We start from the raw sequence: 26742 nt of genomic DNA, 5'->3' as shown, positions 1-26742 counted from the left end.
GCGCAGCCGCTCCAGCCCCTGGTCGCTCGTCCCCGCCGGATCCTCCACCAGCCCGTCCGTGTACAGGGCGACCACCGACCCGGCCGCCAGGCGCAGCTCGCTGACCGGGTACTCCGCGACGTCCTCCACGCCCAGCAGCGGCCCGCCCGCCAGGTCCAGCACCTCCGCCGGGCCGCCGGGCCGGCGCAGCAGCGGCGGCAGGTGCCCGGCGCGGGCGATCCGGACGGTGCCGTCGGCCGGGGTGAGCCGCACCAGGCAGCAGCTGGCGAGCAGCCCGGGGTCGAGGTCGAGGAGCAGCCGGTTGGTGCGGGCGAGGACGCGGTCGGGCGGTTCGCCGCCGCTGGCGAAGGCGCGGACGGCGCTGCGCAGCTGGCCCATGGTGGCGGCGGCGGCGACGCTGTGGCCCTCGACGTCGCCGATGACGAGGGTGAGGTCGCCGCCGGTGACGATCGCGTCGTACCAGTCGCCGCCGATCTCCATGCCCTGGGTGCCGGGCAGGTAGCGGGCGGCGGTGCGCACGCCTGGGACGTCGGGCAGCCGGTGCGGCAGCAGGGCCTGCTGGAGGCCGCGGGCGAGGGCGAACTCGGCGTCGTAGAGGCGGGCGCGTTCCAGGGCCTGGGCGATGAAGCCGCCGAGGGCGGTGAGCAGGCCGCGTTCCTCGGTGGTGAAGGGGCGGGGCCGGTCGAAGCCGAGGATGCAGCTGCCGACGGGGTGGCCGGAGGCGATGAGCGGCAGGAAGGCCCAGGCGCCCATCTCGTCGAGGGCGATGCCGGGGTAGGCGGCGGAGAGCTCGTGGACGTCCTCGAAGAAGATCGGGGTGCCGGTGCTGAGCGTCTCGGCACCGGGGACGCGGGCGCTGATGGGGGTGCCCTCGAAGCGGTCGAGGAACCCGTCGGGGTAGCCGGCCTGGGAGACGAGGTGGAGGCGCTTGTCGCGGACGGCGTAGATGGCGAGCTCCTGGCCGCCGAAGGCCGGGAGGATCTGCTCGGAGACGGCCCGGCAGACGTCGGCGACGCTGGCCGCCTCGGTGAGGGCGCTGGCGAGCTGGAGCAGGTGGTAGGTGTCGCCGAGGCCGGGACGGACGCCGCGCGGTGGTGCCGGGGGCGCGCCGGCCGTGCCGGGCGGGGCCTCGGCGGCAACGACCCGGCCGGTGACGCCGTGCGCGTCCGGGTAGAGGGAGAAGGCCAGCCAGCCGCCCGGCGGGCGGGTGGCGAGGAATGCGGTGGGCTGCTGGGAGAGCATCGCGGCCCGGTAGCGGTTCTCGTAGAAGGGGTCGGCGAGCCAGGGCATGGCTTCCCAGGGGAGGCGGCCGATCAGTTCCTCGCGCACCGCGCCGAGCAGTGGTTCGACGCCGCGGTTGGCGTAGGTGATGCGGCCGTCGGGGTCGAGCGAGAAGACGCCCTCGCGCAGCCGCTCGACGGCCGCCGCGGCGGCGCTGAGGGTGCGGGTGTCCAGGACGGCGCCGACGAGGTGGGTGCCGTACTCGTCGATGGCCTTCGGCACGCGCGCCCACAGCTCCACGGGGTACGGGCGGCCGTCGCGGCCGAGCACGCGCACCCGGGCGGCCAGCACCTCGCCGTGTTCGAGGGCGAGCTTGGCGGCGGCCCGGAACTCGGGCAGGTCGCCGGGGGCGATCCGGGCGGTGAGCGAGGTGACGCGGCCGTCGAACTCGCCGGGCGCGAAGCCGAAGATCTCCCGGAACTGCTCGTCGGCGGCGAGCGCGCCGGTGACGGTGTTCCAGTCGAACAGGCCCACCCGGGTGGTCGGCACGGACGGCGCGGGCAGCTCCACCACCGGGCTGTCCCCGTTCGGCTCGACGGCCCGCCCGGCCGCCTCCAGCCCGGCGAGCCCGGCCGCCAGGCGCTCGGCGACCGACCGCAGCCGGTGCGGCGCGCCCGGCGGCACCCCGTCGTCGGAGGCCGCCCACAGCACGCTGAGCACGCCGAACCGGTCCTCGCCCGCCGTCACCGGCACGCACGCGGAGGCGAAGTCGTACGGCATGCCGACCGCGAGCTGCGGGAAGCGCCGCATGGTGTCCTCGCTGTCGGCGAGGGTGATCGTCCGCCCGGTGCGGAAGCTGACCGCCACCGGCAGCGGCCCGGCCGCCGCGACCCGCCGGAACGGGCTCATGATCGACAGCGGCACCCCGGCGATCGTGCACAGCACCAGCGACCGCCGGTCCCGCGAGCGCAGGTGCACCATCGCCCCGTACGCCCCCGTCCCGCCGAGCACCGCCCGGACGGCGTCCGCCAGCAGGGCGTCCCGTTCGTGCGCCGCCCCGGCGGCGGCATCGGGCTCGCGGGGACGGTGCGGCCCGTTCGGACCGCCGGGCTCACCCTGGCGCATGCTCTTTTGCTACGCCGGGCCCCGAACGCTGTCAAGGCGAGCCCCATCCGGACCACCGGCCCCGCGCGCCCCGCCCGTCACTGCCGGTGGCCACCGATCTGCGGGGGCCGTTGCCGTCCCGGGTCTCTCTGTTACGCCTCCGGGACACATATATACGAACCGGTTCTCCGGATCGGGGCGTCCTCTGGGCTGATCGGGCGCACGACCGGGTGGCGTCCGCGGAACATAGGGGTGGACCATGCGGGTTGGCAAGGGAGTGGCGGTCGCGGCGACGGTGCTGGCGCTGGGGCTCGGGGCGGCGGCGTGCAACGACGACGCGGCGTCGACGGCCGCGGCGCCGACAGCGGCGGCAACGGCCGCGGCGACGGGAGGTGCCACCACCCCGGCGCCGTCCAAGAGCACCCCCGCTCCCGCGTCCCCCGGCAAGGCCTCCACCCGCTGCCACACCGCCGACCTCAAGGCCGACGTCCAACTGCAGCCGAACTTCCCCGGGTCCGCGATGGTGCTCCTCACCAACAAGGGCTCCCGCACCTGCACGGTGAACGGCTACCTCGGCTACGGCGGCCTCGGCGCGGACAACAGCCCGATCGTGACCGGCAGTTCGCGCGTCGCCCACCCCGGGGCGCCGGTCGAGGCCGACCTCAAACCGGGCGCCACGGCCTTCTCCGGCCTCACGTGGGCGTCCTGCGACAAGGCCGACCCGAAGTGCAAGGTCCTGGCCGGCATCACCGTCACCCCTCCGGACGAGACCACCCAGCTCACCGCGAACGTCATCGGCACCGACGGCAAGCCGGTCACCCAACTGACCGTCTCCGCCGCCGGTTTCACGGTCGGCTCGCTCCAACCCTCCAACCAGGGCGTGGTCTTCGCCTCCTGATGCGAGGCGGACGGACCGGGCACACCTACCCGACGCACTGGCCGGAGGTGCACCCGCCCACCAGCTCAAGGGTGTACGTGATGACCGTCTGCCCCTCCGAACAGCTGCTGCCGTAGCAGTAGTCGAGCTGGTGCCGGCCTTCGCCCTCCTGGAGGGGATCGACGGTCCGGGTGCCCACGGCCACCCGGTCGTCGCCGGAGACGTAGTCGTAGTCCCACAGGTCCGCCTTGACGACGAACACCTTGCCGGTGGCACCGTTCGTCGGGAACAGCTTCTCGTCCCACATCTTCCACCGGTTCGCCGAGGCGATGTCGAGGGGACCGTTGGGCACCCAGACCGCGTCCGAACGGGACCGGCTCCACAGGTACTGGTCGTCGAAGACCACGTCCCCGTAGAGCTCGCCGCCGCCGGAGTCGCCGCCGTTGCGGACGTCGATGCCGTTGATCGTCATCCGCCAGACCTCGGTGCCGCAGCCGTCCGCGGCGGTGGCGGAGCCGGCGGGCGTCAGCGCCAGCCCCAGGGCCAGGGCGCCCGCCGCGAGGACGGAACGTGAAGTGGGCACGGGCACTCCTCGGGTTCAGCCGAACTGGAAGCGGACCGGGAGGTGGTCCGACTGGCCGGCGCTGCGCCGCGCGTCGGTGAAGACCGCGCGGAGGACCAGCCGGGTCAGGAGGGCGGCGGCGACCACCGCGTAGTCGATCACCGCGTTGCTCTGGGGACGGGTGACCTCGCTCGGCGCGACCTCGCTCGTCCGGGAACCGGCGGTGGCCCAGCCGTTCGGGATCCGGTTCCAGTCCCCGGCGGCGACCCACGGGTACGGCCCGGCCCCCGCGACGGCGCACTCGACGGCCTGCACGATGCGCGGGCCGTCCCAGCCGCCGCGTCCGCCGCCGCCCGTCTGCGGCTGGGCCGAGGCGTGCACGGTGAACACCCAGGCGTCGATGCCCTGGGGCAGGATGCCGAGCGCGGGCCGGACGGAGGCGTTCGCGGGGTCCTGGGCGACGAGGACGTCCCGGGCGCGGCGCGCCTCCGGCACGACCAGCGCCATGTTGACGCGACCGCCGTTGGGGTCGGTCTCCGTCCAGTAGATGAAGTAGTCGCGGCCCCGGCTGCTACTGCCGACGCGCCAGCGGAACTCCCGCACGGTGTACCCGTTCCGGTTCCACGTGCGCTCCGGCGTGGTCCCGGCGGCCGGGGGCCGGCCGGCCTCCTGGAGGGCGACGACGTCGGAGTTCTGGGCCAGCGGCGCCACGTCCTGGGTCCACTTGCACTCCCCGCCGGCCGTCGAGCCCTGCATGTTCCAGGTCTCCACCGTGAAGGGCGGCAGCGCCCTGGTGGAGCGGACGACGGACCGGGACGACGAGGCGGCGGGAAGCGGTTCGGTGCGCGCCTGCGCGAAGGCCGCCCCGGCCGGCCCTGCGGCGACCGTCACGCACACGCTCACGACGAGGGCCCAGCGACGGGCAAGGGGGAACGCCATCGACTCCGCGGCCCTCTCCGGGAGCCGACGCTCCCACGGGGTCGACCGTAGAACGGACGGCGGGAGCGGACACCCGGGGAGGGCCACAGGTGTGACACCGGGCCGCGGCCTCGGAGCGGGCCGGACGGTGAGCCCCAGTCCCTGGGCGGGCCGGACGGTGAGCCTCAGTCACCTGCGTGACCGACGGCCGCCGAGCGGAGGGCGTTCAGTCGCCGCCCCGGCGGAGGAGGCCGCTACCGCTCGATCTCCCGCTTGAGGATCTTGCCGGTCGGCCCCTTCGGCAGGGCCTCGACGATCCGCACCTCGCGCGGGTACTTGTAGGGCGCGACGCGCTCCTTGACGAAGGCGCGCAGCTCGTCCGGTTCGGCGGCGGACCCCGGCTTGAGGGCGACCACGGCGGCGACCTCCTCGCCGAGGACCGGGTGCGGGACGCCGATCACGGCCGCCTCGGCGACGGCCGGGTGCTCGTAGAGGACCTCCTCGACCTCCCGCGGGTAGACGTTGAAGCCGGCGCGGATGATCAGGTCCTTCATGCGGTCCACGATCCGGAAGTGGCCGTCGGGGTCCCTGACGCCCACGTCGCCGGTGCGCAGCCAGCCGTCCGGGATCGCGGCGGCGGTGGCCTCGGGGTTCCGCCAGTACCCCTTCATCAGGTTGTGCCCGCGGATGGCGACCTCCCCCGGTTGCCCGTCGGGCAGCTCACGGCCGTGCTCGTCGACGATCCGCAGCTCGACGCCCTCGATCGGAGTGCCGACGGTGCCGGGCCTGCGGGGCCGGTCGGGGTGGTTGAAGCAGGCGACGGGGGAGGTCTCGGACAGCCCGTAGCCCTCCAGGACGGTGCAGGCGAAGGTCTCCTCGAACGCGCGCAGGACCTCGACCGGCAGGGCCGCGCCGCCCGAGATGCAGACCCGCAGCGACTCGGCACGCGTGCGGTCGTCGGCGGCCGCGCCGGAGGCGGCGGCGAGCAGTGCGCTGTACATGGTGGGCACGCCGAGGAACGCGGTGACGCCGTCCCGCTCGATGATCTCCAGTGCCCTTGCGGCGTCGAAGCGCGGCAGCAGGGTCGTGCAGGCGCCGGCGGCGACGGCGCAGTCCAGTCCGACCACCTGGCCGAAGGCGTGGAACAGCGGCAGACCGCCGAAGACCACGTCGCGTTCGGTCAGTTGGAGGATGGTGCCGCAGGTGACCTCGACGTTGCGGGCGATTCCGTGGTGCGTGAGCTCGGCGCCCTTGGGCCGGCCGGTGGTCCCGGAGGTGTAGAGGATCACGGCGGTGTCGGACGGCTCGCGCTCGACCAACTCCAGCTCCGAGTCTTCGAGTCGACCGCCGCCGGGGAGCCCGTCCGCGCCGACCGTCAGGGCCGTCACCCCGGCCGCCCGCGCGCCGATCAGCGCTTGGTCGGCGCCGTCCCGCCAGGCCAGCAGCAGGACGGCATCCGCGTCGGCGAGGTGGTACTCGACCTCGCGCGCCCGCAGCAGCGGGTTGAGCGGCACGACGACCGCGCCGGCCCACAGGATCCCGAAGTACAGCACGGCGAAGACCGGGACGTTGGGCACCAGCAGGCCGACCCGGTCCCCGGGCCGCACGCCGGCGCGGCGCAGGAGGGCGGCCGTCCGGGCCGCGGCGTCCGCGAGTCCGCCGTAGTCGAGGACGGCGTCGTCGAGCCGCACGGCCGGGCGGCGGGGGAAGCGGGCGGCCGAATCGGCGAGGATCGCGGCGAGGTTGGCCCCGGGACGGCTCACGTGCGGCTCCTTCGAAGCCCTCGGCAGGCGGCCGCGCCGCTGTCCGAGGCGCGCTTCGAGCTACCGTGGCCGCCCCGCCACCCGTTGTCAACAGATCGTCCCGGCCCCGTCACCCACGGGAACGACGGACGCCCGGACCGCGCGAGCGGTCCGGGCGCCGGTGGCCGACGGGGCCGGCCGAGTGCCGATCAGTCGATCAGTCGGTCAGGAGCGGCATCAACGCGGCTTCTTGAAGCCGAGCGTCGTCGCGTCCTTCTTGGTGTAGATGGTGCCGTCCGTGTCCTTGCCGAAGTCGCCGACCTGGGCGGCCATGGGCGGGGTGTAACGCCGGGGCAGCTGCTGGTTCTTGGTCACGGTGCTCTCCAATGCGTCGAGAACGAGGCCTGGAACGGCCTCGCTCCATTGGGCCGCCGCCGCGCCATGGTGTCCACACGGATGATCCGTCTCCGGCCATTGCGAGTCGACCACGAATCGATCCCGGGTTCGAAAAGGTGAACTGTAAACAAAATCCCGGCCGATCCACTCGGCTTGAGTCCTGTGCATGACAGGCAGTCGATATGACCGGAGGGGCCCGAGTGAAGCGTGATACTCCCCTTTTCTTCACATCATCACGCCGGAACCACCCCAGGATCGTTGTCATGGAAATGGCGCAAACGAAGGGGAGGCCGACTCGGCCCGGTTGTGCGGCAATTCCGACTGGTGCACCGTTCTCAGGCGAAGCACCGGCGGGGCGTGTTTCCGCCGCGATACCTGGGGGTGAGGCAGGTGCAGTCGCTCAACGACCACCTCGTGGTCTTTCCGGATTCCCCGGGCGGTGCCTGGGCGTACCGTCAGATCGGCGGCGAAGCACCTCGACTGGTGGCCCACGCCTCCGGCCGACCGTGGCTCGCCGGCTCCTGGGCCCCGGAGGACCTGGTGGTGGCCACCGCGGGCCCCGTCAGCGTGGCCGTGTTCGGGCCGAGCCCGGTCACACCCGACCGGCTCCAGGCGCTGCTCCCGTCCGTGCGCGACCTGCCGGACCTCGACGCGCTGGCCCGCGCCCTGCCCGGCAACACCCACGTGGTGGCCTCCGTCCACGGGCGCGTGCGGTTCCAGGGCACCGTCACCGGCACCCGCAGCGTGTTCACCGCCGGCCTCGACGGCGTGCCGGTCGCCTGCGACCGGGCCGACGTGCTGGCCGAACTCACCGGCGCGGAACCGGACGAGGACCTGCTCGCGACGACCGTGACGTACGGCATGCTCTTCTCCCCGCTGAGCGAGCGCAGTTGGTGGCGCGGCGTGGAGCAGGTGGCCCCGGACTGCTGCCTCGTCATCCCCGGCGAGGGCCCGGCCCAGCCGGTGCGCTGGTGGCAGCCGCCGGAGCCGGACCTCCCGCTCGCCCGGGGCGCCACCGTGGTGCGCGACAAGCTGCGCGAAGCCGTGGCCCTGCGGCTGCCCGGCCGGGGCAGGCTCTCCGCCGATCTGTCGGGCGGCATGGACTCCACCTCCCTGTGCTTCCTCGCCGCCGAGCACGCGCCCGAACTCCTCACCTTCTGCTGGACCGGCGGCAGCGCGATCAACGACGACCCCCTGTACGCCGGCCGGGCCGCAGAGCTGCTCACACGCGCCGAGCACCTGACCGTCCCGGACACCGACGCCCCGCCGGTGTTCTCCCCTCCCTACTGGGCGACCGACACGGAGGCCCCGCGGGCCACCAGCCGGGGGATGAACGCGATCCGCTACGGCATCCGGCACCTGGTCGACCACGGCGCCACCCGGCACCTGGCCGGCCACGGCGCGGACGAGCTGTTCACCGGAGGCGCCGCCTACCTGCACACGCTCGCCCGCCGGCACCCGGTGACGGCCTGGCGTCAGCTGCGCGCCCACCAGGCCCTGAACCGCTGGCCGTTGCTGCCCAGCCTCGCCGGGCTGGTGCGCGGCGGAGACCTCGGCGGGTGGTGGCGGCAGAGCGCCGACGACCTCGCCCGCACCTCGCCGCTCCCCCGGACCCCGTCCCTCGGCTGGGGCGAGCGGATCCCGGCCACCCCGTGGGCGACCGGCGACGCGGTGCGGGCCACCCAGGCCGTCTTCCGCCGCGTGGCGGACCAGGCCTCCCCGCTCGCGCAGGACCGGGGCCAGCACGAAGCCCTCACCGCCCTGCGCAGCGCCGGTCCCGTGCTCCGGCTGATCCACCGCGAATACGCCGCCGAAGGGCTCGCGCTGGAACTGCCCTACCTGGACGACCGGGTGGTCGAGGCCGTGCTGTCGATCGTCCCCCACGAGCGCTACAGCCCCTGGCGGTTCAAGCCGGTGCTGGCCACCGCGATGCAGGGGCTCGTGCCCGACCTGATCCTCGACCGGACGACCAAGGGCGACTGCGAGGAGCCCGTCGACCGCGCCCTGCAGGACCACGTCCCCGACCTGCTCGACCTGTTCGCGGACTCGCGCCTGGCGCGCCGCGGCCTGGTCGACGTCGACCGGCTGCGCACCACGCTCGTCACGCCGCCACGCACCGCCGACGTCTGGTCCGCCCAACTGGAGGCGACGATCGGCGCCGAACTGTGGCTGCGGGAGATCGAGTCCCGCCCCGCCGTCAAGCCGGCCCTCGCCGGCCTCCGTGCCACCGAACGTGAGGAAACCCCGTGACCAGTCCGCCCTGCGCACTCCAGCCCCGCACCCGGCTGCCCCTGCACCGGCGGCTGCTCCCGCTCGCCGCCGTCGCCGTCGCCCGCCCGCTGGCCGGACTGCAGCCCCGGTACCTGCGCCCGGTCCTCACGGCGCTGAGCACCGGCGCCCGTCCCGGCACCGCCGCCCAGGCGTCCGCGGCCCGCGCCGCGGTCGTCGCCGTCAGCCTGCGCTGCGCCGTCCACAACTGCCTGCAACGGTCGATCGCCACGGCCGTGCTCTGCCGGTTCGGCGGCGCCTGGCCCACCTGGCAGGCCGGCGTGCGCACCACGCCGTTCGCCGCCCACGCCTGGGTCGAGGCGGAGGGCCGGGTCATCGACGAGCCCTACCCCGACGGCTACTTCCGGCCGCTGGTCACCGTCGCCCCCAAACAGCGGTCGCAGCCCTCCCAGCCTTCGCCGCCCTCGCAGCCTTCGCCGCCCTCGCCGCCCGCACGCACTGCGTGACCACCCCGCGCACCCCCGTCCGGAGGGACCCATGACGCTCCGCCTGACCACCCACACCGTGTCCACCGACACGCACGACGGCGCCGTGCTGCTGAACGAGCGCACCGGGCACTACTGGCAGCTCAACCAGACCGGCGCGTACGCCCTGCAACGCCTGCTGAACGGCCACACCGTGGACCAGGTCGCCGACGAGTTCGTGGCCCACTTCGGCATCGCACCGGCCGAGGCGCGGCAGGACCTCACCGCGATGACCGAACGGCTCCGCTCCTCCGGGCTGGTGGAGGCCGCCTGACCCCCTCGGGCCGCCACCTCGAATGGAGCCGCACACACGATGCTTCGCCAGCTGTGGACCCTGACCCGGGGCCAGCGCCGCGCCCTCGGCGCCGCCCTGCTCCTCACCCTGACCGCCGCCGCCGTGGGCGTCGGGCAGCCCCTGGCGGCCAAGGGCGTGGTCGACGCGCTCACCGCGCACCGGCCGCTCCTGCTGCCCGTCACCGTCCTCGTCGTGCTGCTGCTCGCCCAGGCACTCATCGGCGCCGTCGCGACCTTCCTCCTGGAACGCACCGGCGAGCGGTTCGTCCTCGGCATGCGGACGGGAATGGTCTCGCACCTGCTGCGGGTCCGCATGGCGGCCTTCGACCGCCTGCGCGTCGGCGACCTCATGGCGCGCGCCTCGACCGACGTGGTCGTCCTGCGCGAGGCGCTGACGCACGTCTCCGTGCAGATCGCCACCAACCTGTGCGTCGCGCTGGGCAGCGTCGCGGCGATGTTCGTGCTGGACCCGGTGCTGATGCTGCTCATCCTCGGCGTGCTGCTCGCGTGCGGCCTGGTGATCAACCGGCTGTCGGCGGAGATCGGCCGCTCCTCGACGCAGGTGCAGACCGCCGTCGGCGCGATCTCGGCCGGGCTGGAGCGGGCCCTGTCCGCCCTGCGGACCGTCCGGGCCAACCGCGCCGAACGACGGGAGATCGACCGCCTCGGCACCCTCGCCCACGAGGCCTACCACGCGGCGGTGCGCGGCGCCCGGCTCACGGCCGTCATCGCCCCCACCGCCCAACTGGCCATCAACGCCGCCTTCGTCCTGGTCCTGCTGCTCGGTGCGGCCCGCGTCGACCAGGGGGCCCTCTCGCTCGGCGCCCTCGTGGCCATGCTGCTGTACGCGACCCAGCTCACCGGGCCCGTCACGGAACTGATGGAGGGCGTGGCCTCGGTGCACCGCGCCAAGGGCTCCGCCGAACGCGTCCAGGAGGTCTACGAACTCCCCACCGAGGACGCCACCGGATCGCGCTCCGTCTCCCAACAGCCGACCACCGCACCGTCGTTGGAGATCAGCGACCTGCGCTTCGGCTACGACCCCGACGCACCCGTCCTCCGGGGGCTCTCCCTCACCGTCCCCCGGAACGCGCTCGTCGCCCTCGTCGGTCCGTCCGGAGCCGGCAAGTCCACCACCTTCGCGCTGATCAACCGCTTCTACGATCCGTGGAGCGGCGACATCCGCCTCGACGGCCACCCGGCGGACGAACTCGGCCTCCACGAGTGGCGCTCACGGATCGGCTGGGTCGAACAGGACTGCCCGGTCCTGCACGGCACCCTGCGCGACAACCTCCGCTACGCCGCCCCGGACGCCACCGACCACAGGCTGTGGGAGGTCCTCGACCTCGTCAACCTCGCCGCCAAGGTGCGCGCCCTGCCCGCCGGACTCGACACCGAGGCCGGCGAACACGGCGCCCGCCTCTCCAGCGGCGAACGCCAGCGCATCGCCATCGCCCGAGCCGTCCTGGCCCGCCCGGCCCTCCTCCTCCTGGACGAGCCCACCGCCCACCTCGACCCCGCCAACGAGGCCGCCCTGACCGTCAACCTGCACGACCTCCGCAAGGAGTGCGCCCTCCTCGTCATCGCCCACCGCATGTCCACGATCGAGTCGGCCGACACCGTCGTCATGCTCTCCAACGGCACCACCACCGCCACCGGCCCCTACCCCGACCTCCTCCGCACCCACCCCGGCTTCCAACGCCTCTGCGGCCTCTGACCCCCGCGGATCACAGCGCAGATCACAGCGAGGACAGGTCGATCTCCACCGGGTACGGCGCCGTCGCCTTGACCAGGCCGGTGAAGACCTCACCCGCCCGGTAGCACCGGCTCGCCGGGTCGAGGACGTACGTGTGGACGATCGGGACGACGCCCACGGCCTGCTCGATCCGCCAGTAGAACGGGATGCCGGCCGTGGCGTACTGGTCCAGCTTGACCACCCGGTCGGTGGTCTCCGAGCCCGGCGACACGACCTCGGCGAGCAGCAGCACGTCCGCCGGTCTGGTCGGCGACTCGTCGATCGTCTCCGCTCGGTAGACCACGACGTCCGGACGGCGGTTGTTGAGCGGCACGTCCTGGAGGCGGACGTCGAAGTCCGTGTCGGCGTTCCACTCGCTCCCCCCGGCCGCGTCCAGCGCGTTCGCCAGCAGCCGGGCCAGGCGGTTGTGCCGCCTGGAGGCGACGGGGCGAACGAGGACCGTGCCGTCGACGATCTCGATGCCCGCGCACTTGGCCGCGCACCAGGAGTCGTACTGCTCGCTGGTGACCCGCGGGCCCGCTTCCCTCATGCGCCACAGCCTAGGCTTCCGGCCCTCGGAACCGGACGGTTCGAGGGCTGTTCGATATCCTCCCGGTGATCGGCAGCGCGATGGCTGCCCCAGGGGGAATGGGTGGCCAGGATGCGGTCGTCGTCGTCCGAGCGCGAGGTTCCGGGGGCGGCGTGGCAGTGGGACGGGGAGGACGGCGGCGACGCGGGCGGGGCGCTCGGGGACGTCGTCGGCGGGGGCGGCGACGGGCCGCGGATGAGCCGGCGCGGGCTGCTGGTCGGGGCCGGGGTGCTGGCCGCCGGCGGGGCCGTGTGGGCGTTCGGCCGCTCCCGGGAGGAGCGGCCGGCCCCGCGACCGGCACCGCCGGCCCCCGTCGCCGTCTCGGGGCCGACGCCGGTGTGGACGTACCGCGGGCCCGAGGCCATGACGCCCGAGCGGCTCACCACCCGGCCGAACCGGCCGCTGTACGTCACCAGCGCCGGCCTCCAACTGCTCGACCCGGCGACCGGCTCGCCGACCCGGCTGCTGCGCCTCGCGCCCCCGGAGCGGCAGTTCGGCGACGATGCGACCGCCGCCCGCGTGGTGATCAGCGGCGACCGCGTGTTCACCACCTCCCAGGGCCACATCGACGGCCGCCACCTCGCCGACCCCGCCGCCGACCTCACCGTCGCCTTGCCGGAGGCCGTCACCGACGACGTCGTCCTCGCCGGCTGCGACGGCACCGCCCTCTACGGGACGGCCTACGCCCTGCCCACCCGGAACGACAAGGTCCCGGCGCAGAAGGCGTTCGCGGTGCGCATCACGGACAGCACGCTGCTGTGGTCCTCCCCCGCCGACCTCGGCGAGCGGCTGCTCGCCCCCTCGACCGGCCCTACCGGCCCCACCGGCACCATCGCCTCCGTCCGCACCCGCGAGGGCCGCACCGAGCTGGTCGTCCGGGATGCCGCGACCGGCCGGCAGCGCTGGACGGCTCCCGGCAACGAGAACCTCCGCTGGTGCGCGATCGGACAGCGCGCCGTCCACGTCCCCGACGGCACCGGCGGCCTGCGTGCCCTCGACCTCGCCACCGGCGCCGAACTCTGGACGCTGCCGCCCGCCCGGGGCGAGAACTGGCGGGCGATGCCCCCGCTGACCGCGGGCGCCGCGGTCTTCCTCCCGCGCGACAACGGCGTGGTCACCGCGCACACCGAGGCCGGCCCGGACGCGCTCTGGTCGCTCCGGCTGCCGTTCCTGCTGGATGCCCGCAGTCATCCGATGCTGGTCAACGACGTCCTCTACGTCCCCGGCCCGGCCGGCGGCGGCGTGTGCGCGGTCGACGCCGCGACGGGCCGCCTGCTCTGGACCTTCCGGGACTCCGGCCCCGGCAAGGACGTCTGGTCACTCGCCGCCGACGGCAACTGCCTGTACGCGGGCCACGACGACGTCCTGCACGCCCTCCCGCTGGCCACGGTCTAGGAGGCCCCGGTGCGGGTGCGCCCGATCTCCCCCGACCTGCTCGCCGAGCACCTCGCCGAGCGGATCACCGCGCTGCCCGGCGCCGGGCAGCGGTGGCTGCGGGTCGCCGTCGACGGCGCGCCCGCCGCCCGCCCCGGGCGCCTCGCCGACGCCCTGGTCGAGCCGCTGCGGCTGCGCGGCCGCCCCGCCCTGCGGGTGGCGGCGGACGGCTTCCTGCGCCCGGCGTCGATCCGCCTGGAGTACGGCAAGCGGGACGCCGACGCCTTCCACGACCTCTGGCTCGACGACGGCGCGCTGGCGCGCGAGGTGCTCGACCCGCTGGAGCCGGGCGGCACCGGCCGCGTCCTGCCGTCCCTGTGGGATCCGGTGACGGACCGCGCCACCCGTGCCCCGTACAGCCAACTGCCGCCCGGCGGCGTGCTGTTGCTCGACGGCGCGCTGCTGCTCGGCCGCTGGCTGCCGCTGGAGCTGACCGTCCACCTCGCCCTCACCCCGGCCGCGCTCGCCCGCCGCACGCCCGAGGACGAACGGTGGACGCTGCCCGCCTTCGCCCGCTACGAGGCGGAGACCGTCCCGTCCGAGGCCGCCGACGTCGTCGTCCGCGTCGACGACCCGCGCCACCCGGCCCTGGTCGAACGCGACTGAGCCCCCGGCGGGACCTCAGTGCCACCCGGCCCTGGTCGAACGCGACTGATCCCCCCCGGGGTGGCCTCAGCGCCGCCCCGCCGTGCGCGGCCCGGCGCTGCGGACCTCCGGCGCGGGCCCGCGCTGGCAGTACGGGCACCAGTACGCCACCCGGTCCTGCGGCGGAGTGCCCTGGCGGGCGGTCAGGACGAGGGTGCCGCAGCGGGGGCAGGGGCGGCCCGCCCGGCCGTAGACCCAGTGCTGGTGGCCGCGCCGGGTGTCGCCGGTGGTGACGTGGCCGGGGCGCAGCTTGTTGGCGTCGAGGAGTTCGCGGGCCCGCCCGACGAGCCGGCCGGGGTCGCGCAGTTCGCCGACCGGGGTCCAGGGGGTGACGCCGGCGAGGTAGCTGAGCTCGTTGGCGTAGACGTTGCCGATGCCGGCGAGGTTGCGCTGGTCGAGGAGGGCCTCGGCGAGCGGGCGGGCGGGGTGGGCGAGCAGGCGGCGGAGGGCCTCGACCGGGTCCCAGTCGGCGCCGAGGAGGTCGGGGCCGAGGTGGCCGACGGCGCGTTCCTCGTCGGCGGTGCGCAGCAGTTCGACGACGGGCAGCCGGTAGCCGACGGCGGTGCCGCGTTCGGTGGCGAGGACGGCCCGGATCTGCCAGGCGGGGCCGCCGGCCCAGCGCTCGCCGGGGCGGTAGGTCTCCCAGCGGCCGTCCATGCGCAGGTGGGTGTGGAGGGTGAGGCCGCCTTCGAGGCGGGTGAGGAGGTGCTTGCCGCGCGGGGAGACCTCCAGGACCCAGCGGCCGGCGAGCGCGGCGGTGGCGTGGGCGGGGACGCGCAGGTCGGCGGCGGTGAGCTGCACGCCGGCGAGCGTGTCGCGCAGCCGGGCCGCCGCGCGGTAGACGGAGTCACCTTCTGGCATGACTCCATCCTGCCCCGCGCGGCGGCCCGGTGCGGCACTCGCGTCACTCGCCGGGGACGGCCACCTGTCCCTCGCGGACGACGACGATCGGGCAGGGCGCGTGCTCGGTGAGGTGGCGGCTGACGGAGCCGAGCAGCACGCCCGAGAAGCCGCCGAGGCCGCGGCTGCCGACGACGAGGAGCGCGGCGCCGTGGGCCGCCTGGAGCAGTGCGCCGGCGGCGTTGCCCGGCATGACGCTCTGGTTGACCGGGACGCCGGGGGCGTCCCCGGCCACCTTGGCGACGGATTCGGCGAGGGTCCGCCCGGCGAGGTCCTCGGGGTTGAACCCGTCGGGCGCTCCCGCGCCGCCCCAGCCGTAGAACGCGGGGTACTCCCAGGCGGTGATCGCGTGGACGCTGCCGCCGACGGCCCGCGCGTAGTCGAGGGCCCACTGCAGGGCCTGCTCGGAGGCGGGCGATCCGTCCACGCCGACGACGGTCCGGGGCATGGTGGTCATGGCACTGCTCCTTTCGGGTGAGTCGATCCGTTGTTCATCTCCGGTACGCGGTCCACGAGTTGGCCATCCGCTGGACCTGGCCCGGGGTGAACTGGGTCATGCAGGAGTCGTAGCTGTAGTCCATGAAGTTGTGGATCGGGTCGAGGACCGTCGTGGAGCAGGTGTGCCGCCCCTCGGGGCAGCCGTAGCCGGGGCTGCGCTCGGGCGGGGTGTCGTCGACGTAGTCGCCGGGGGGCAGGCAGCCGCCCTGGAAGGTGTGGAAGAGGCCGAGCCAGTGGCCGGTCTCGTGGGTGGCGGTGTTGCCCTCGTTGTAGTCGGTGGCGGAGCCGCCGGGCAGGGAGGCGTCGAGCACGACGACGCCGTCGTCGGCCGGGTCGGAGCGGTAGGCGTCGGGGAAGGTCGCCCAGCCGAGCAGGGACTGGCCGAGGTTGGCGGTGTAAAGGTTGAGGGTGCCGGCGCCGCCCTTGCGCAGCTGCTTCTTCATGTCGCGCTCGGCGCGGGAGCCGGGCGTCATGCCCGTGTACCAGCCGGCCTTGTCGGTGTAGTCGGTGCCGGCGAGCGCGAACTGGAAGCCGGTCGGGGTGTTGCCGTCGCCCTGGCCGCCGTAGGTGGCGTTGAGGTGGTCGATCTGGGCGGCGACGGTGGCGTCGGAGAGGCGGCCGGCGTCGCCGGAGTGGATCACGTGGACGTAGACCGGGATCGTCGTCGCGGTGTCGCCGAAGGCGTGCGCGTTGACGTGTCCGGAGAGGCGCGAGCGGAGGTCGTCGTCCATGGCCCGGGCCCGGGCGGGGGTGACGGAGTTCGGGTCCTGCCCGCTCTCGCCCGTGGCGGGTCGGCGGGCGGCGGCGTCCGTACCGTCGCACACGGCGGCGGGGGCGGCGGCGGCCACCGGGACGGCGTGCCGGGCGGGGGCCCCGAGCTGGCCGAGGCCGGCCGCCGCGACGAGCGCGGCGGCGCAGGGGAACAGGCGGAGGGCACGCGAGCGCACCCGGGAGGAACGGCGCATCTGCGCTCCTGGCGGGGTGGATTGACGGGGCGTCGGCTGCGACGGCCGGTGCGGCCGCGCGCGGACTCGCCGAGACTACGACGCCACGAAGTCGATCTCCCGCAGGGCGCGCGCGGCGGCCCGGTCGAGTACCACGGCCGACGCACACCCGGCCGGCGGCTCCCCCGAGCCGGCGAGGGCGCCGTACAGGCGGCGGGCGGCGGCCCGGTGCCGTGCGAAGGCGTAGCGGGAGACGGTCCGCCCGCGGAGCCGCTGGCCGTCGAGCGCGCTGTCGGCGTCGGCGTCGAGGAGCAGCAGGTGCACGCGTCGCCCCTGCCGTCCGGCGGCGGTGGTCAGCCAGGACCGCACCCAGGGCAGTGCGCCGCAGTCGTGCACCGCGAGCGGCCCGCCGTCGAGCACGGCCCGGCGCAGCCGCCGGTAGTGGGCGAGCCGGACGAGCGGGCGGTACGCGGCGTACGGGACGAAGGCGGGCAGGCGGGCCGCGTACTCCTCGCGGACCTGCTGGGAGTCGACCAGCGCGGCGCGGATGCTGTGCCGCATGAGGGTGCTCTTGCCGCTGCCCGGCAGGCCGGAGACGACCAGGAGGTCGCCCGCCGGGTAGTGCAGCGCCGCCGGGGCGGGGGCGCAGCGCAGGTCGTGCAGCCCGTGCGGGCGCAGCGTCCCGGGGGCGCGCCGAGGCGGCGGCACCGGGGGCGCCGCCGCCTCCACCGTTCGCGTCCTGGTCACCTGGCCTCCCCTTGCCGTTCCTCCCCCTGGAGCATCGCGTATGACCAAGACGGAGTAAAGAGGCGTGGTCAAGCCGGGTGCCGGGCGGACGGTCAGCCCAGCTGCGGGGCGACGGCGCCCGCGATGAGCTCCAGGTGGTCGAGGTCGTGCAGGTCGAGTATCTGGAGGTAGATCCGCTGCGTGCCGACGGCGGCGTACCGGCCGATCTTCTCCGCGACCTCCGCCGGGGTGCCGGCCAGGCCGTTCTCCTTCAGCTCGCCGACCTCCCGGCCGATGGCGGCGGCCCGCCGGGCCACCTCGGCGTCGTCGCGGCCGACGCAGGCGACCAGCGCCGCCGAGTACACGAGGTCGTCGGCCCCGCGGCCCGCCTGCTCGACGGCGGTGCGGACCCGGCCGAACTGCGCCGCGGTGTCCTCGACCGAGGCGAACGGCAGGTTGAACTCGTCCGCGAAGCGCGCGGCCAGCGCCGGGGTGCGCTTCGGGCCGTGGCCGCCGACCAGCACCGGGACGCGCTCCTGCGCGGGCTTGGGCAGCGCGGGCGAGTCGGTGAGCGTGTAGTACTCGCCGGCGAAGTCGAAGGTGTCGCCGGGCTTGGTGTTCCACAGCCCGGTGATGATCGCCAGCTGCTCCTCCAGCCGCCCGAACTTCTCCTTCGGGAACGGGATGCCGTAGGCGCGGTGCTCGGCCTCGTACCAGCCGGCGCCGAGGCCGAACTCGACCCGGCCGCCGCTCATCGCGTCGACCTGGGCGACCTGGATCGCGGTGACGCCGGGCAGCCGGAAGGTGGCGGCGGTCATCAGCGTGCCCAGGCGGATGGTGCGGGTGTCGCGGGCGAGGCCGGCCAGGGTGATCCAGGCGTCGGTGGGGCCGGGCAGGCCGTCCACCCCGCCCATCCTCAGGTAGTGGTCGGAGCGGAAGAAGGCGCTGAACGCGCCCAGGTCCTCGGCGGTGCGGGCGACCGTCAGCAGCGTCTCGTAGCTCGCGCCCTGCTGGGGCTCGGTGAAGATGCGAAGATCCATGCCGGCCATTCTGGTACGGACGGCCGGCCGGTCACGCGACAGAACCGGCCAATGCACAGGGTGTTCCCTTGGGCGCCCCAAGGTGGCCAAGGTCTCAGCACGGAACCGTCACGAGCCGCCGTGCCCGGCCGCCGGTTCCCCTACCGTGGACGGATGTTCGCCACCTCCGACGAGTCCTTCGGCCGCTCCCCCGACGAGCCGGCCGGCTGCCCGCTGCCGGGCATCGTCGCGGCCTTCACGCCGCGGCTGGCCGAGTTCGCGTTCGAGCCCGGCTTCGTCGCGTCGGTCGACCAGCACGCCGCCGAGCTGCGCGAGCTCCTGTACGCCCAGGGGCCGGAGCTGCTGCCCCGGCCCCTGGACCGCGAGGAACTGGCGGACTACGCGCTCGGCTTCCTCGACGCGCTCGCCGAGATCGGCTGGCGGGAGCCGGTCGGCTACGACTTCGCCGTCGGGCGGCTCACCGCGATCTGCTGGCTGGTGCGCGAGCAGGGGCTCCTGCCGGCCTGACGACGGCTCCTGCCGGCCTCACGACAGCTCCCGCCCGGCTACAGCTCCCGCCCGGGGTCGATGCCCGGGTCGATGCCGGGGCCGCGCGGCCCGGTCTCGGTGGCCGGGCGCACCGGCTGGTTGGCCAGCGCGTCCGAGCGGCCGGCCTGGTAGGCGCTGCCGCGCAGCTTGGCGCTCTCCCGCTCGGCGCCGTCCAGCCAGTGCTCCCAGCGCTGGCGCATCGGCATGATCAGGCCGCCGCCGACGCCCACCACCAGCACACCGGTGATCGTCGCGAGGGCCGCGATCAGCACCGGGCCGGTGATCGCGGTGGCAATACCGGCCTGGCCGAGCGCGGCGATCACGCCGAGCCCGACGATGAACGCCCAGGCGATCGTGGAGACCGTCCGGCCGTACGCGGCGCCGGAGAGCGCGTTGCCCACGATGTCGCGCACCGCGTTGGCGATGGCCATCGCGACGACGACGATCACGACCGCGACGATGCCCTTGGGCAGCCACGCGACGATGCTGTGGATCATCACGCTGATCGGGTTGGGGCCGAAGACCCCGAACGCGAGCTGCAGGGCCATCAGCAGGACCGCGTAGTAGACGATCTTGCAGACGATGCCCGTCATGTCGTAGCTGGAGCCGCTCAGGTAGCGGGCCATCCCGGCCCGCTCGGCGATCCGCTCGGACCCGAGCCGGCGCAGCACGCGGTCGAGCAGCTTGGCGATGGCCTTCGCCACGAACCAGCCGATGACCAGGATCGCCAGGAAGGCGATGAACTGCGGGATGACCTTCGCGATCTTGGACCAGGCCTGGGTGAACCCGGAACCGAAGTCCACGGAGAGGGCGAGCTGCTGAACCACGGAGTCCTCCACTCGGGGACGCGGCGCCACGAGCGGCGCGGAGCGGCCCCTTTTCGTTCCGGATCCCCCACCCTTCGTGGATAGCAGCGCCCGGCCCGGCCCGCGCGCCCCCGCCCGTGCGGCTTGATCCCCCCGGGTGAACCGGGCCCGCGCAGGACGCACCGGCGACCGGACGCGTGATCGCGCGTACAGTTGGCGGTCCACGGACGAAGGGCGCGGGGGCTGGGGAGGATACGCGAGTGAGCGGGACGATCAGGACGAGCGCTGGGGACGACACCACCGACCGGGCGACCTCCCCCAGCGGACCACGGCCCACCGGACCACAGCCCGACGGGCACCGGGCCCTGCACTGGCGCGTCCGGCCCCAGCGGCCCGGCGCCGCCGTCCTCGTGCTCCACGGCGGCGAGGAACGCAACCTCGCCCGGCCCGGCCGCCTCAACCTGCCGCTGCTGCGCATGCACGGCTTCCTCCGCGCGCTGCGCCGCGGCACCGCCGGGGCCGAGATCGCCATCGGCACCGTCCGCTACCGCCACCGCGGCTGGAACGACGAGCGCGCCGACGCCGCCCGGGACGCCCTCGCCGCCCTCGACGAGCTCCGCGAGGAGCTCGGCGGCGTACCGACCGTCCTGGTCGGGCACTCGATGGGCGGCCGGGCGGCGCTGCGCGCGGGCGGCCACCCGAACGTCACCGGGATCGTCGCGCTCGCCCCCTGGTGCCCGGCCGGGGAGCCCTGCGAGCACCTGGCCGGGCGCGACGTGCTGATGCTCCACGGGGACCGCGACACCGTCACCCCGCCCGCCGACACCCACGCCTTCGCCGCCCGCGGCCGCGCCGCCGGCGCCCGCGTCTGCGGCTACACCGTCACCGGCAGCGGCCACGCCATGCTCCAGCGCGTCCCCGACTGGCACCGCGCGGCCACCCACCTCGCCACCGCGATGCTCGGCCTGCGCGACCTGCCCGCCGAGACCGTCTCCGCGCTCGCCCTGCCGCCCGGCTCCCGCGAGGCGCTCACCCTCCCGCTGCCGCGCCAGCCCCGGCGCGCCTGAGAGGGCGCTCGGCGCTTCAGCGGCACTTCATCGGCACTTCAGCGGAACGGACGCACCGGATTCGCCGCGCCCACGGGGCCGTGCTGTGGTTGGCCACATGCGCACTTCACCACTCCGCCGCGCGGCCCTGACCGTCGCGACCGCCGTCCTCCTCATCACCGCCACCGCCGCCTCCGCCTCGGCCGCCCGCCGTGACGTCACCGCCGAACAGTGCCACGAGGCCGGCGGCCACGTGGAGGGCGTCGGCTACTGCACCGGCGCCGAGGGCGTGGACCAGTGGGGGGCGGACATCGACGGCCAGGGGATCAACTCCCAGCCGAACCTCTACGACCGGTAAAGCCCCCCACCCCACGGGGTCCCCCCGCACCGATCGCCGCTACGCTCTGTGCGCGCCGCGCCGCAGGGCCGGCGGAAACGATCACAGCACGGGGGGATCCACCAGATGCGCTACCTGGTCCGCGACCGCATGTTCGCCTTCCACGAGGAGGCCTGGATCGAGACCGAGCACCGGGAGAAGCTCTACCGCGTCAACCGGAAGTTCCTCCGGCTGCGGCGGACCTTCGCCCTGGTCGACACCCGCGGCGAGCACGTCGCGAGCATCGTCCGCAAGGCCTTCACGATCCACCACACCCTCCTCATCAAGCAGGACGGCGCGGTGACGGCCAAGATCAGCAAGAAGATGTTCGCCCTCTTCGGCGACCGCTTCAAGGTGCGCCTCGCCGACGGCAGGCGCCTGCGGATAGCGGGCAACCTGTGGGACCGCGAGTTCGACATCCAGCACGAGGGCACCACCCTCGCGCACATCTCCCGCCGCTGGTTCACGATCCGCGACGCCTACGCCGTCGACGTCCTCTACCCGCAGGACGCGCTCCTCCTGCTCATCCTCGCGGTGTGCGTGGACCACGTCCTCCAGGACGCCAAGGGCGATCAGCTCACCAACCTCTGACCGCCCCGGCGCCGGCCCTCTAGGAGCCCTTGGGGTTGGTGCGGATGACGTTGCCCTTGGGGTCGGTCTCCAGGTAGCCGCTGCCGTAGTCGTCGCCGAGGTAGACCAGGAGGGCCGGGGCCTGGTTCATGAGATCGGGCTCGACGACCACGTAACGCGACGTGGGCTGGGGGACGTTGATGCTGTCCTGGGCCTTCTTCAGGAGGCCGGGGAGCAGGTCCCAGTTGAACTGGCCGAGATCGAAGAGCTTGTCGGTGAAGATGATCTCGCCGCTCCCGGCGAGGGTCTGCTTGGCGAACTTGCCGTCGCGGTACACGACGCGGTCGTAGCCCTTGGGCTGGCCGGCGACGGGGACCCTGGCGATCGCGTACTCGGGGTAGATGTCCAAGTCCCAGACCTTGCCGTCCGGCGCGAACGGCTTCAGTGCCTCGACCACCTTCCGGGCGCCGTCGGGGGTGAGGAGGTCCACCTTCGCGGCGGGCGTCTCGGGGGCGACGGACGGCAGCGCGAGCCCGGAGGGCAGGGCGACGGCGGGCGTCGAGCCGGCGCCCCCGGAGACCGTCGTGCCGGCCGTGACCGTGGTCGAGGGCGCGGCGGAGCCGCCGTCCTTGTGCAGGTACCAGTTCAGGCCGCCGTAGCCGATCCCGAGGACGACGACGGCCGCCACGGCGAAGGGCGCGAGGCTGCGCCGCGTCGGAGCCGTGACCGGGGTGGGAGCCGTGACCGGGCCCGACGGGACGGCGTCCATCGGCGGCATCGGCGGCGGCCCGGGCCGCAGGTTCGTCGTCTGCACCGTCATCGGCGGGGGCGCCGGGAATTCGTGCTCGGCCGCCGCGAGCATGCGGTCGAACTGCTCGGCGTCCGGGCGCACCGCCGGGTCCTTGGCGAGCACGGCGGACAGCAGCGGCCCGAGCGGGCCGGCCCGGTGCGGGGGCGGGAGCGGCTCGTCCAGGACGGCGGCGAGGGTCGCGAGGGTGCTCGCGCGGCGCAGCGGGTGGTAGCCCTCCAGCGAGACGTACAGCATCATGCCGAGCGACCACAGGTCGGAGGAGGGGTTGCCCTCCTGGCCGCGGAGGCGTTCGGGTGCGATGTACTCGGGCGAGCCGATGAGCGCGCCGGTCGCGGTGAGGGCGGTGGCGTCCTGCATCGCGGCGATGCCGAAGTCGGCGAGCACCGGGGTGCCGTCGGGGCGCAGCAGGACGTTGCCGGGCTTGACGTCGCGGTGCTGGATGCCGACGGCGTGGGCGGCGCGCAGCGCGGACAGCACGCCGCGGCCGATCCGGGCGGCCTCGGCGACGCCGAGCGGGCCCTGGCCGAGCCGGTCGGCGAGGCTGCCGCCGGAGACGAGCTCCATGACGAGCCAGGGGTGCGGGTGTTCGGGGGTGTCGACGATGTGGTGGATGACCACGACGTTGGGGTGCTGGAGGCGCGCGAGCGACCGCGCCTCGCGCAGGACGCGCTCGCGCAGCTCGCGCGCGGCGGCCGGATCGGCGGCGGCCACGGCCGGGTCCGGCGGCCGGACCTCCTTGAGGACGACCTCGCGTTCCAGGGCGGTGTCGCGGGCGCGCCAGACCAGGCCCATGCCGCCACCGCCGAGCTGCTGGAGCAGTTCGAACCGGCCGTCGATGAGGCGTCTTTCCGCCCCCGGTGCATTCATGGGCGTCATCGTAGGGGGCGGCGGGGACACCTCGTGCACGAGGTGGGGACGACTCGTGGCATGACCGGCACAAGCCGGGGAAATGAGGTGGAGGACCATCAGGGACCGGTCCGTACCCTCACCATGTCGGGATCACCATGAGAAGACTCGCGATACGTCTGCTGTCGCTCGCAACGACCCTGTACGCACTGGCCGTTGGCCCTCCCCCGGCCGCTTCGGCCACCGCGGTGCGGGCGCCGGTGGCGCTCACCGGGGCCCAGCTGTCGGCCTCCTGGACGGGGCCGCTGAGCACCCGGGGGCGGTACGTCGTCGACGCCGGCGGGAACCGGTTCAAGCTGATGTCGGGAAACTGGTCCGGGGCACAGGGCACTTGGGAGGGCAGTGGGGACCCGAACGACCCTGCGGACAACCAGGCCGGGCAGGTCTCGCACGACATTCCGCTCGGCCTCGACCGGGCGCCCCTGGCGGACATCCTGGCGGGCTTCCACGGCCTCGGGCTGAACAGCGTGCGGCTGCCGTTCGCGGACGCGATGATCCACGACGGCACGGCCGTCCCGGACGCCGCCGTCGCGGCCAACCCGCAGCTGCGCGGGAGCACGCCCCTCCAGGTGTACGACGCCGTGGTGGCCGCCCTCACGGCGGACGGGTTCGCCGTCGTCCTGAACAACCACACGACCACGTACCGGTTCTGCTGCGGACTGGACGGCAACGAGCGCTGGAACAGCGGCCAGTCGACCCGGCAGTGGGAGGACGACTGGCTGTTCATGGCGAACCGCTACCGCGACAACAAGCGCGTCGTCGGCGCGGACCTGCGCAACGAGGTGCGGCGGGACACCTGGGACGACCCCAACTGGGGCATGGGCGACGCCCACGACGAGTACGCCGCCTTCGAGGAGGCCGGCAACCGGATCCTCCAGGCCGACCCGGACCTGCTGATCATCATGGAGGGCATCAACTGGCAGGGCATCCCGCTCGCGGGCCTGCCGCACAGCCGGCCGATGCTCACACCGGTCGCCACCCTCTCCAACACCCTCGTCGACTCCGGCAAGCTGGTCTACTCGGCGCACTTCTACGCCTACACCGGCCCGGCCAACACCGGCGCGGGCAGCGGTCCCGGCGCCACGAGCGACCCGCGCTACCAGGACTTCACGCCCGAGCAGCTCGCCGCGGCCGTGGACGACGAGGCACTCTTCGTCACCCGGACCGGGCAGCACTTCACCGCGCCGGTCTGGATCAGCGAGTTCGGCGCGGGCGGGCGCGGCTCGACCGACGCCAAGGAGCACGCCTGGTTCGACACCTTCACCGCGCTCCTCGCCGCCCGCGACGCCGACTTCGCCGTGTGGCCGCTCGTCGGCTGGCACAACAATGGTGTACCGCAGGACAGTTGGGCACTCCTGCACTACGACGCGGCCGGACGGCGGCTGGGCATCGAGGACCCGGGCGACTGGCGCGCCGACGACTGGAACCGGCTGGTCACCGCCCCCTCGTACACCGGGCAGGTGCCGGACGCGCCGCACTGGAACATGCTCGACCTCGACCACGCCGACCAGAACGTCTCCCGGCACATGCTCGCCCTGCCGGACTGGAGCAACGGCAACCGCAAGGGCGACTGCCCGGACGGACAGCGGCTGATCGGCCTCGGCCGCGGCTCGGGCCGCGGGCTCTGCACGGACGCCGGGCAGCCGGGCACCGGCGCTGGCGAGTGGGTGGGGGTGACCGACGAACGCTACGTCACGGGCGGCGACTGGGCCTCGGGCTACAACAAACTCCAGTGCCCGGACGGGGACTTCGCCGTCGGCTACAGCGTCCGCAACAACGCGATGGCGGCCCTGCTGTGCGCACCGGCCACCGGCCCGCTGCCGACCACCGGACGCGTCCTGTGGTTCGACCACGGCGACAACCGGCCGCCGGCGTCGACCGGTTCGGACTCCGCCGCCGGCGACTGGGCCCCGGGCTCCTACAAGGGCCAGTGCGCCGCCGGCGAGTACGTCGCGGGCGTCGCCATGACCTGGCGCCGGCTGGAGTACGGCGTGCCGGACGCGCTGCTCTGCCACCCGCTGGGCTGAGCCGCTCCCCGGGCCGCCCTCGTGCGGAGGGCGGCCCGACCTCCCTTTCGGGTCGCGGACTTGGTTGATCACCCAGTTCCGGGGCGTTCGCCCTGTGCCGGGCACCAGTAGTCCCTACGATCGGGCCGTTGCTTCAATCGGTCCGCCCTCGTGCCACCCGACCCTGGAGGAACCCTCATGGCTTCACGCCCGATCTTCCGCCGCACCAAGGACGTTGCCCCGACCCGCCGCCTCACCTCCGCCGGATCGGCGCTGGTCGTCGGCGCGCTGCTCGTCCTCGCGGCGCCGGGCACGGCCGCCGCCAACAGCGTCGCCGTCACCGTGAAGACGCCCGGCGCCACCAGCGGGCCCACCACGATCGACTCGTCCATCTCGACCAGCGCCCACTGCACCAGCGGCCTCGTCTCCAGCGGCGGGATCGACCAGACCAACGGGACCGGCGCCGGGTCGAACGGCAACCACGTCCTCGGCACCGAGCCCAGCTCCGACGGCAGCACCGAGTACACCGGCACCACCGGCGTCGTCGGCACCGACGTGACGTACTGGATCGCCAAGGGCGGCAGCGGCGGCCAGGTCAACGCCGGCTTCTCCACCACCCCGTACGCGCTGTGCCTGACCAGCACGCTCATCAACCACACCCAGGTGGTGATGAACAAGGCCAACACGCCCACCAGCGCGGCCACCGTCGGCCTGGTGACGGCGAGTTGCCCGTCCGGCACGGCCCTGCTGGGCGGCGGCGCGCTCGTCACCCCGAACAACACCGGCAACCTGAAGGCGATCGCGAGCTTCCCGACCTTCAACGACGCCGCCCACGACTACGGCCAGAAGGCCGCCGCCGACGGGGACACCAACCCCAACGCGTGGAGCGCCGTCGGCTGGGACAACAGCACCAACACCGGCAACGAGACGTACGCGTACGCCATCTGCAGCGGCAGCGGGATCAACGTCAGCGGCGTCACCGTCAAGGTCCGCTTCACCGAGGCGACCGGCCCCAACACCGGCGGCACCGGCCAGAACACCACCGCCACCTGCGGCAGCGGCGACGGCAACCTGATCTCCGGCGGCGCGGCCGTCAGCGGCGGCTCCGTCACCACCACCGACTTCACCGGCCCCGGCTCGGCCGGCGACCACCTCAACGGCAGCTACCCGAGCGACTCCAGCGGCAACCCGGTCTCCGACGGCACCACCACGGCCGCGTCCTGGACGGCGTTCACGCACACCGGCGGCACGGGCTCGACGACCACCCACTCCGACGTCTGGGCCCTGTGCGCCAACGACGGCGTCTGAACCCCCT

Annotated in this window: 26 protein-coding genes; 13 read left to right on the top strand and 13 right to left on the bottom strand. The window is 74.3% G+C overall.

Annotated features, from left to right (window positions below):
- Nucleotides 1-2346: SpoIIE family protein phosphatase (locus tag ACFXDE_RS19425; RefSeq protein ID WP_380495813.1), on the bottom strand; the 2346-nt coding region annotated here is incomplete at its 3' end.
- A gap of 238 nt (nt 2347-2584) precedes the next feature.
- On the opposite strand from ACFXDE_RS19425, the gene ACFXDE_RS19420 reads away from it, so the two are divergent.
- Nucleotides 2585-3223, top strand: coding sequence for a DUF4232 domain-containing protein (locus ACFXDE_RS19420; protein WP_380495811.1), 639 nt, complete (start codon nt 2585-2587; stop codon nt 3221-3223).
- A 25-nt stretch (nt 3224-3248) separates the two neighbouring features.
- On the opposite strand, the gene ACFXDE_RS19415 is transcribed toward ACFXDE_RS19420, so the two are convergent.
- From ACFXDE_RS19415 to ACFXDE_RS19400, 4 genes are all read right to left on the bottom strand, one after another.
- On the bottom strand, nt 3249-3785 hold the full coding sequence (locus ACFXDE_RS19415; protein WP_380495809.1) for a hypothetical protein: 537 nt from the start codon (nt 3783-3785) through the stop codon (nt 3249-3251).
- A gap of 15 nt (nt 3786-3800) precedes the next feature.
- Entirely contained in the window at nt 3801-4703 is a 903-nt protein-coding gene (locus ACFXDE_RS19410) for an endonuclease/exonuclease/phosphatase family protein (RefSeq protein ID WP_380442476.1), read from the bottom strand.
- A 233-nt stretch (nt 4704-4936) separates the two neighbouring features.
- Nucleotides 4937-6445: a long-chain fatty acid--CoA ligase gene (locus tag ACFXDE_RS19405; protein WP_380495807.1), complete on the bottom strand. Its 1509-nt coding sequence runs from the start codon at nt 6443-6445 to the stop codon at nt 4937-4939.
- Nucleotides 6446-6661: 216 nt separating this feature from the next.
- Nucleotides 6662-6799, bottom strand: a complete 138-nt coding sequence (locus tag ACFXDE_RS19400; RefSeq protein ID WP_380442481.1) for a hypothetical protein — start codon at nt 6797-6799, stop codon at nt 6662-6664.
- A 411-nt stretch (nt 6800-7210) separates the two neighbouring features.
- Between ACFXDE_RS19400 and ACFXDE_RS19395 the strand changes: the two genes are divergently transcribed.
- From ACFXDE_RS19395 to ACFXDE_RS19380, 4 genes are read left to right on the top strand one after another with little or no spacing between them, the layout of a single operon-like run.
- Nucleotides 7211-9070 carry an asparagine synthase-related protein gene (locus ACFXDE_RS19395; protein WP_380495805.1) on the top strand — a complete coding sequence of 620 codons (1860 nt, stop codon included), beginning with the start codon at nt 7211-7213 and terminating at the stop codon, nt 9068-9070.
- The gene (locus tag ACFXDE_RS19390) at nt 9067-9555 is read left to right on the top strand and encodes a lasso peptide biosynthesis B2 protein (RefSeq protein ID WP_380495803.1); all 489 of its coding nucleotides are present in this window, start codon (nt 9067-9069) and stop codon (nt 9553-9555) included. Before ACFXDE_RS19395 ends, ACFXDE_RS19390 begins: the two co-directional genes overlap by 4 nt.
- A gap of 31 nt (nt 9556-9586) precedes the next feature.
- A complete protein-coding gene (locus ACFXDE_RS19385) occupies nt 9587-9847 on the top strand; it encodes a lasso peptide biosynthesis PqqD family chaperone (protein ID WP_380442487.1) in 261 nt (86 codons plus the stop codon).
- A 39-nt stretch (nt 9848-9886) separates the two neighbouring features.
- A complete protein-coding gene (locus ACFXDE_RS19380; RefSeq protein ID WP_380495801.1) occupies nt 9887-11584 on the top strand; it encodes an ABC transporter ATP-binding protein in 1698 nt (565 codons plus the stop codon).
- A 22-nt stretch (nt 11585-11606) separates the two neighbouring features.
- Here the strand turns inward: ACFXDE_RS19380 and ACFXDE_RS19375 are convergent, their stop codons facing one another.
- Nucleotides 11607-12152, bottom strand: a complete 546-nt coding sequence (locus ACFXDE_RS19375; RefSeq protein WP_380495799.1) for a Uma2 family endonuclease — start codon at nt 12150-12152, stop codon at nt 11607-11609.
- Between the two features lie 111 nt (nt 12153-12263).
- Between ACFXDE_RS19375 and ACFXDE_RS19370 the strand changes: the two genes are divergently transcribed.
- Entirely contained in the window at nt 12264-13586 is a 1323-nt protein-coding gene (locus ACFXDE_RS19370; RefSeq protein ID WP_380495817.1) for a PQQ-binding-like beta-propeller repeat protein, read from the top strand.
- A gap of 9 nt (nt 13587-13595) precedes the next feature.
- Nucleotides 13596-14231, top strand: a complete 636-nt coding sequence (locus tag ACFXDE_RS19365) for a uridine kinase (RefSeq protein ID WP_380495797.1) — start codon at nt 13596-13598, stop codon at nt 14229-14231.
- 66 nt (nt 14232-14297) lie between these two features.
- On the opposite strand, the gene ACFXDE_RS19360 is transcribed toward ACFXDE_RS19365, so the two are convergent.
- The 5 genes from ACFXDE_RS19360 to ACFXDE_RS19340 form a co-directional block, all read right to left on the bottom strand.
- Nucleotides 14298-15131, bottom strand: coding sequence for a DNA-formamidopyrimidine glycosylase family protein (locus ACFXDE_RS19360; RefSeq protein ID WP_380495795.1), 834 nt, complete (start codon nt 15129-15131; stop codon nt 14298-14300).
- A 43-nt stretch (nt 15132-15174) separates the two neighbouring features.
- Nucleotides 15175-15627 carry a universal stress protein gene (locus tag ACFXDE_RS19355; RefSeq protein WP_380495793.1) on the bottom strand — a complete coding sequence of 151 codons (453 nt, stop codon included), beginning with the start codon at nt 15625-15627 and terminating at the stop codon, nt 15175-15177.
- A gap of 34 nt (nt 15628-15661) precedes the next feature.
- Nucleotides 15662-16633, bottom strand: a complete 972-nt coding sequence (locus ACFXDE_RS19350; RefSeq protein WP_380495791.1) for a zinc metalloprotease — start codon at nt 16631-16633, stop codon at nt 15662-15664.
- Between the two features lie 75 nt (nt 16634-16708).
- Nucleotides 16709-17359: an AAA family ATPase gene (locus ACFXDE_RS19345; RefSeq protein WP_380495789.1), complete on the bottom strand. Its 651-nt coding sequence runs from the start codon at nt 17357-17359 to the stop codon at nt 16709-16711.
- A 92-nt stretch (nt 17360-17451) separates the two neighbouring features.
- Nucleotides 17452-18378: an LLM class F420-dependent oxidoreductase gene (locus ACFXDE_RS19340; RefSeq protein WP_380495787.1), complete on the bottom strand. Its 927-nt coding sequence runs from the start codon at nt 18376-18378 to the stop codon at nt 17452-17454.
- Nucleotides 18379-18531: 153 nt separating this feature from the next.
- Between ACFXDE_RS19340 and ACFXDE_RS19335 the strand changes: the two genes are divergently transcribed.
- Nucleotides 18532-18885: a DUF6401 family natural product biosynthesis protein gene (locus ACFXDE_RS19335; protein WP_380442507.1), complete on the top strand. Its 354-nt coding sequence runs from the start codon at nt 18532-18534 to the stop codon at nt 18883-18885.
- 38 nt (nt 18886-18923) lie between these two features.
- Here ACFXDE_RS19335 and ACFXDE_RS19330 read toward each other — a convergent pair whose 3' ends face one another.
- Nucleotides 18924-19733 (bottom strand): hypothetical protein, encoded by an 810-nt coding sequence (locus ACFXDE_RS19330; RefSeq protein WP_380495785.1) that lies wholly within the window; start codon nt 19731-19733, stop codon nt 18924-18926.
- Between the two features lie 239 nt (nt 19734-19972).
- Between ACFXDE_RS19330 and ACFXDE_RS19325 the strand changes: the two genes are divergently transcribed.
- From ACFXDE_RS19325 to ACFXDE_RS19315, 3 genes are all read left to right on the top strand, one after another.
- Nucleotides 19973-20779, top strand: coding sequence for an alpha/beta hydrolase (locus ACFXDE_RS19325; protein ID WP_380495783.1), 807 nt, complete (start codon nt 19973-19975; stop codon nt 20777-20779).
- A gap of 97 nt (nt 20780-20876) precedes the next feature.
- Nucleotides 20877-21116: a hypothetical protein gene (locus ACFXDE_RS19320; protein ID WP_380495781.1), complete on the top strand. Its 240-nt coding sequence runs from the start codon at nt 20877-20879 to the stop codon at nt 21114-21116.
- A gap of 105 nt (nt 21117-21221) precedes the next feature.
- On the top strand, nt 21222-21725 hold the full coding sequence (locus ACFXDE_RS19315; protein ID WP_380442516.1) for an LURP-one-related/scramblase family protein: 504 nt from the start codon (nt 21222-21224) through the stop codon (nt 21723-21725).
- A 19-nt stretch (nt 21726-21744) separates the two neighbouring features.
- On the opposite strand, the gene ACFXDE_RS19310 is transcribed toward ACFXDE_RS19315, so the two are convergent.
- Nucleotides 21745-23382, bottom strand: a complete 1638-nt coding sequence (locus ACFXDE_RS19310) for a protein kinase (RefSeq protein ID WP_380495779.1) — start codon at nt 23380-23382, stop codon at nt 21745-21747.
- 137 nt (nt 23383-23519) lie between these two features.
- Here ACFXDE_RS19310 and ACFXDE_RS19305 point away from each other — a divergent pair, with 137 nt between their 5' ends.
- Together ACFXDE_RS19305 and ACFXDE_RS19300 are read left to right on the top strand one after the other, a co-directional pair.
- Complete coding sequence (locus ACFXDE_RS19305) at nt 23520-25448, top strand: cellulase family glycosylhydrolase (RefSeq protein WP_380495776.1); 1929 nt, start codon at nt 23520-23522, stop codon at nt 25446-25448.
- A gap of 177 nt (nt 25449-25625) precedes the next feature.
- The gene (locus ACFXDE_RS19300; protein WP_380495773.1) at nt 25626-26735 is read left to right on the top strand and encodes a hypothetical protein; all 1110 of its coding nucleotides are present in this window, start codon (nt 25626-25628) and stop codon (nt 26733-26735) included.
- The last annotated feature ends 7 nt before the right edge of the window (nt 26736-26742 follow it).

Source organism: Kitasatospora sp. NPDC059408, assembly GCF_042751525.1.
Taxonomy (GTDB): Bacteria; Actinomycetota; Actinomycetes; order Streptomycetales; family Streptomycetaceae; genus Kitasatospora.
Note: the sequence above shows the minus strand (reverse complement) of the source record. Positions and strands in the feature narration are given on the sequence as shown.

Coding starts and splice junctions, on each gene's coding strand:
- ACFXDE_RS19375 (WP_380495799.1), bottom strand. CDS start 12,152: ATGAGGGAAGCGGGCCCGCGGGTCACCAGCGAGCAGTACGACTCCTGG.
- ACFXDE_RS19360 (WP_380495795.1), bottom strand. CDS start 15,131: ATGCCAGAAGGTGACTCCGTCTACCGCGCGGCGGCCCGGCTGCGCGAC.
- ACFXDE_RS19300 (WP_380495773.1), top strand. CDS start 25,626: ATGGCTTCACGCCCGATCTTCCGCCGCACCAAGGACGTTGCCCCGACC.
- ACFXDE_RS19335 (WP_380442507.1), top strand. CDS start 18,532: ATGTTCGCCACCTCCGACGAGTCCTTCGGCCGCTCCCCCGACGAGCCG.
- ACFXDE_RS19310 (WP_380495779.1), bottom strand. CDS start 23,382: ATGAATGCACCGGGGGCGGAAAGACGCCTCATCGACGGCCGGTTCGAA.
- ACFXDE_RS19350 (WP_380495791.1), bottom strand. CDS start 16,633: ATGCGCCGTTCCTCCCGGGTGCGCTCGCGTGCCCTCCGCCTGTTCCCC.
- ACFXDE_RS19420 (WP_380495811.1), top strand. CDS start 2,585: ATGCGGGTTGGCAAGGGAGTGGCGGTCGCGGCGACGGTGCTGGCGCTG.
- ACFXDE_RS19385 (WP_380442487.1), top strand. CDS start 9,587: ATGACGCTCCGCCTGACCACCCACACCGTGTCCACCGACACGCACGAC.
- ACFXDE_RS19410 (WP_380442476.1), bottom strand. CDS start 4,703: ATGGCGTTCCCCCTTGCCCGTCGCTGGGCCCTCGTCGTGAGCGTGTGC.
- ACFXDE_RS19340 (WP_380495787.1), bottom strand. CDS start 18,378: ATGGATCTTCGCATCTTCACCGAGCCCCAGCAGGGCGCGAGCTACGAG.
- ACFXDE_RS19320 (WP_380495781.1), top strand. CDS start 20,877: ATGCGCACTTCACCACTCCGCCGCGCGGCCCTGACCGTCGCGACCGCC.
- ACFXDE_RS19380 (WP_380495801.1), top strand. CDS start 9,887: ATGCTTCGCCAGCTGTGGACCCTGACCCGGGGCCAGCGCCGCGCCCTC.
- ACFXDE_RS19305 (WP_380495776.1), top strand. CDS start 23,520: ATGAGAAGACTCGCGATACGTCTGCTGTCGCTCGCAACGACCCTGTAC.
- ACFXDE_RS19355 (WP_380495793.1), bottom strand. CDS start 15,627: ATGACCACCATGCCCCGGACCGTCGTCGGCGTGGACGGATCGCCCGCC.
- ACFXDE_RS19315 (WP_380442516.1), top strand. CDS start 21,222: ATGCGCTACCTGGTCCGCGACCGCATGTTCGCCTTCCACGAGGAGGCC.
- ACFXDE_RS19370 (WP_380495817.1), top strand. CDS start 12,264: ATGCGGTCGTCGTCGTCCGAGCGCGAGGTTCCGGGGGCGGCGTGGCAG.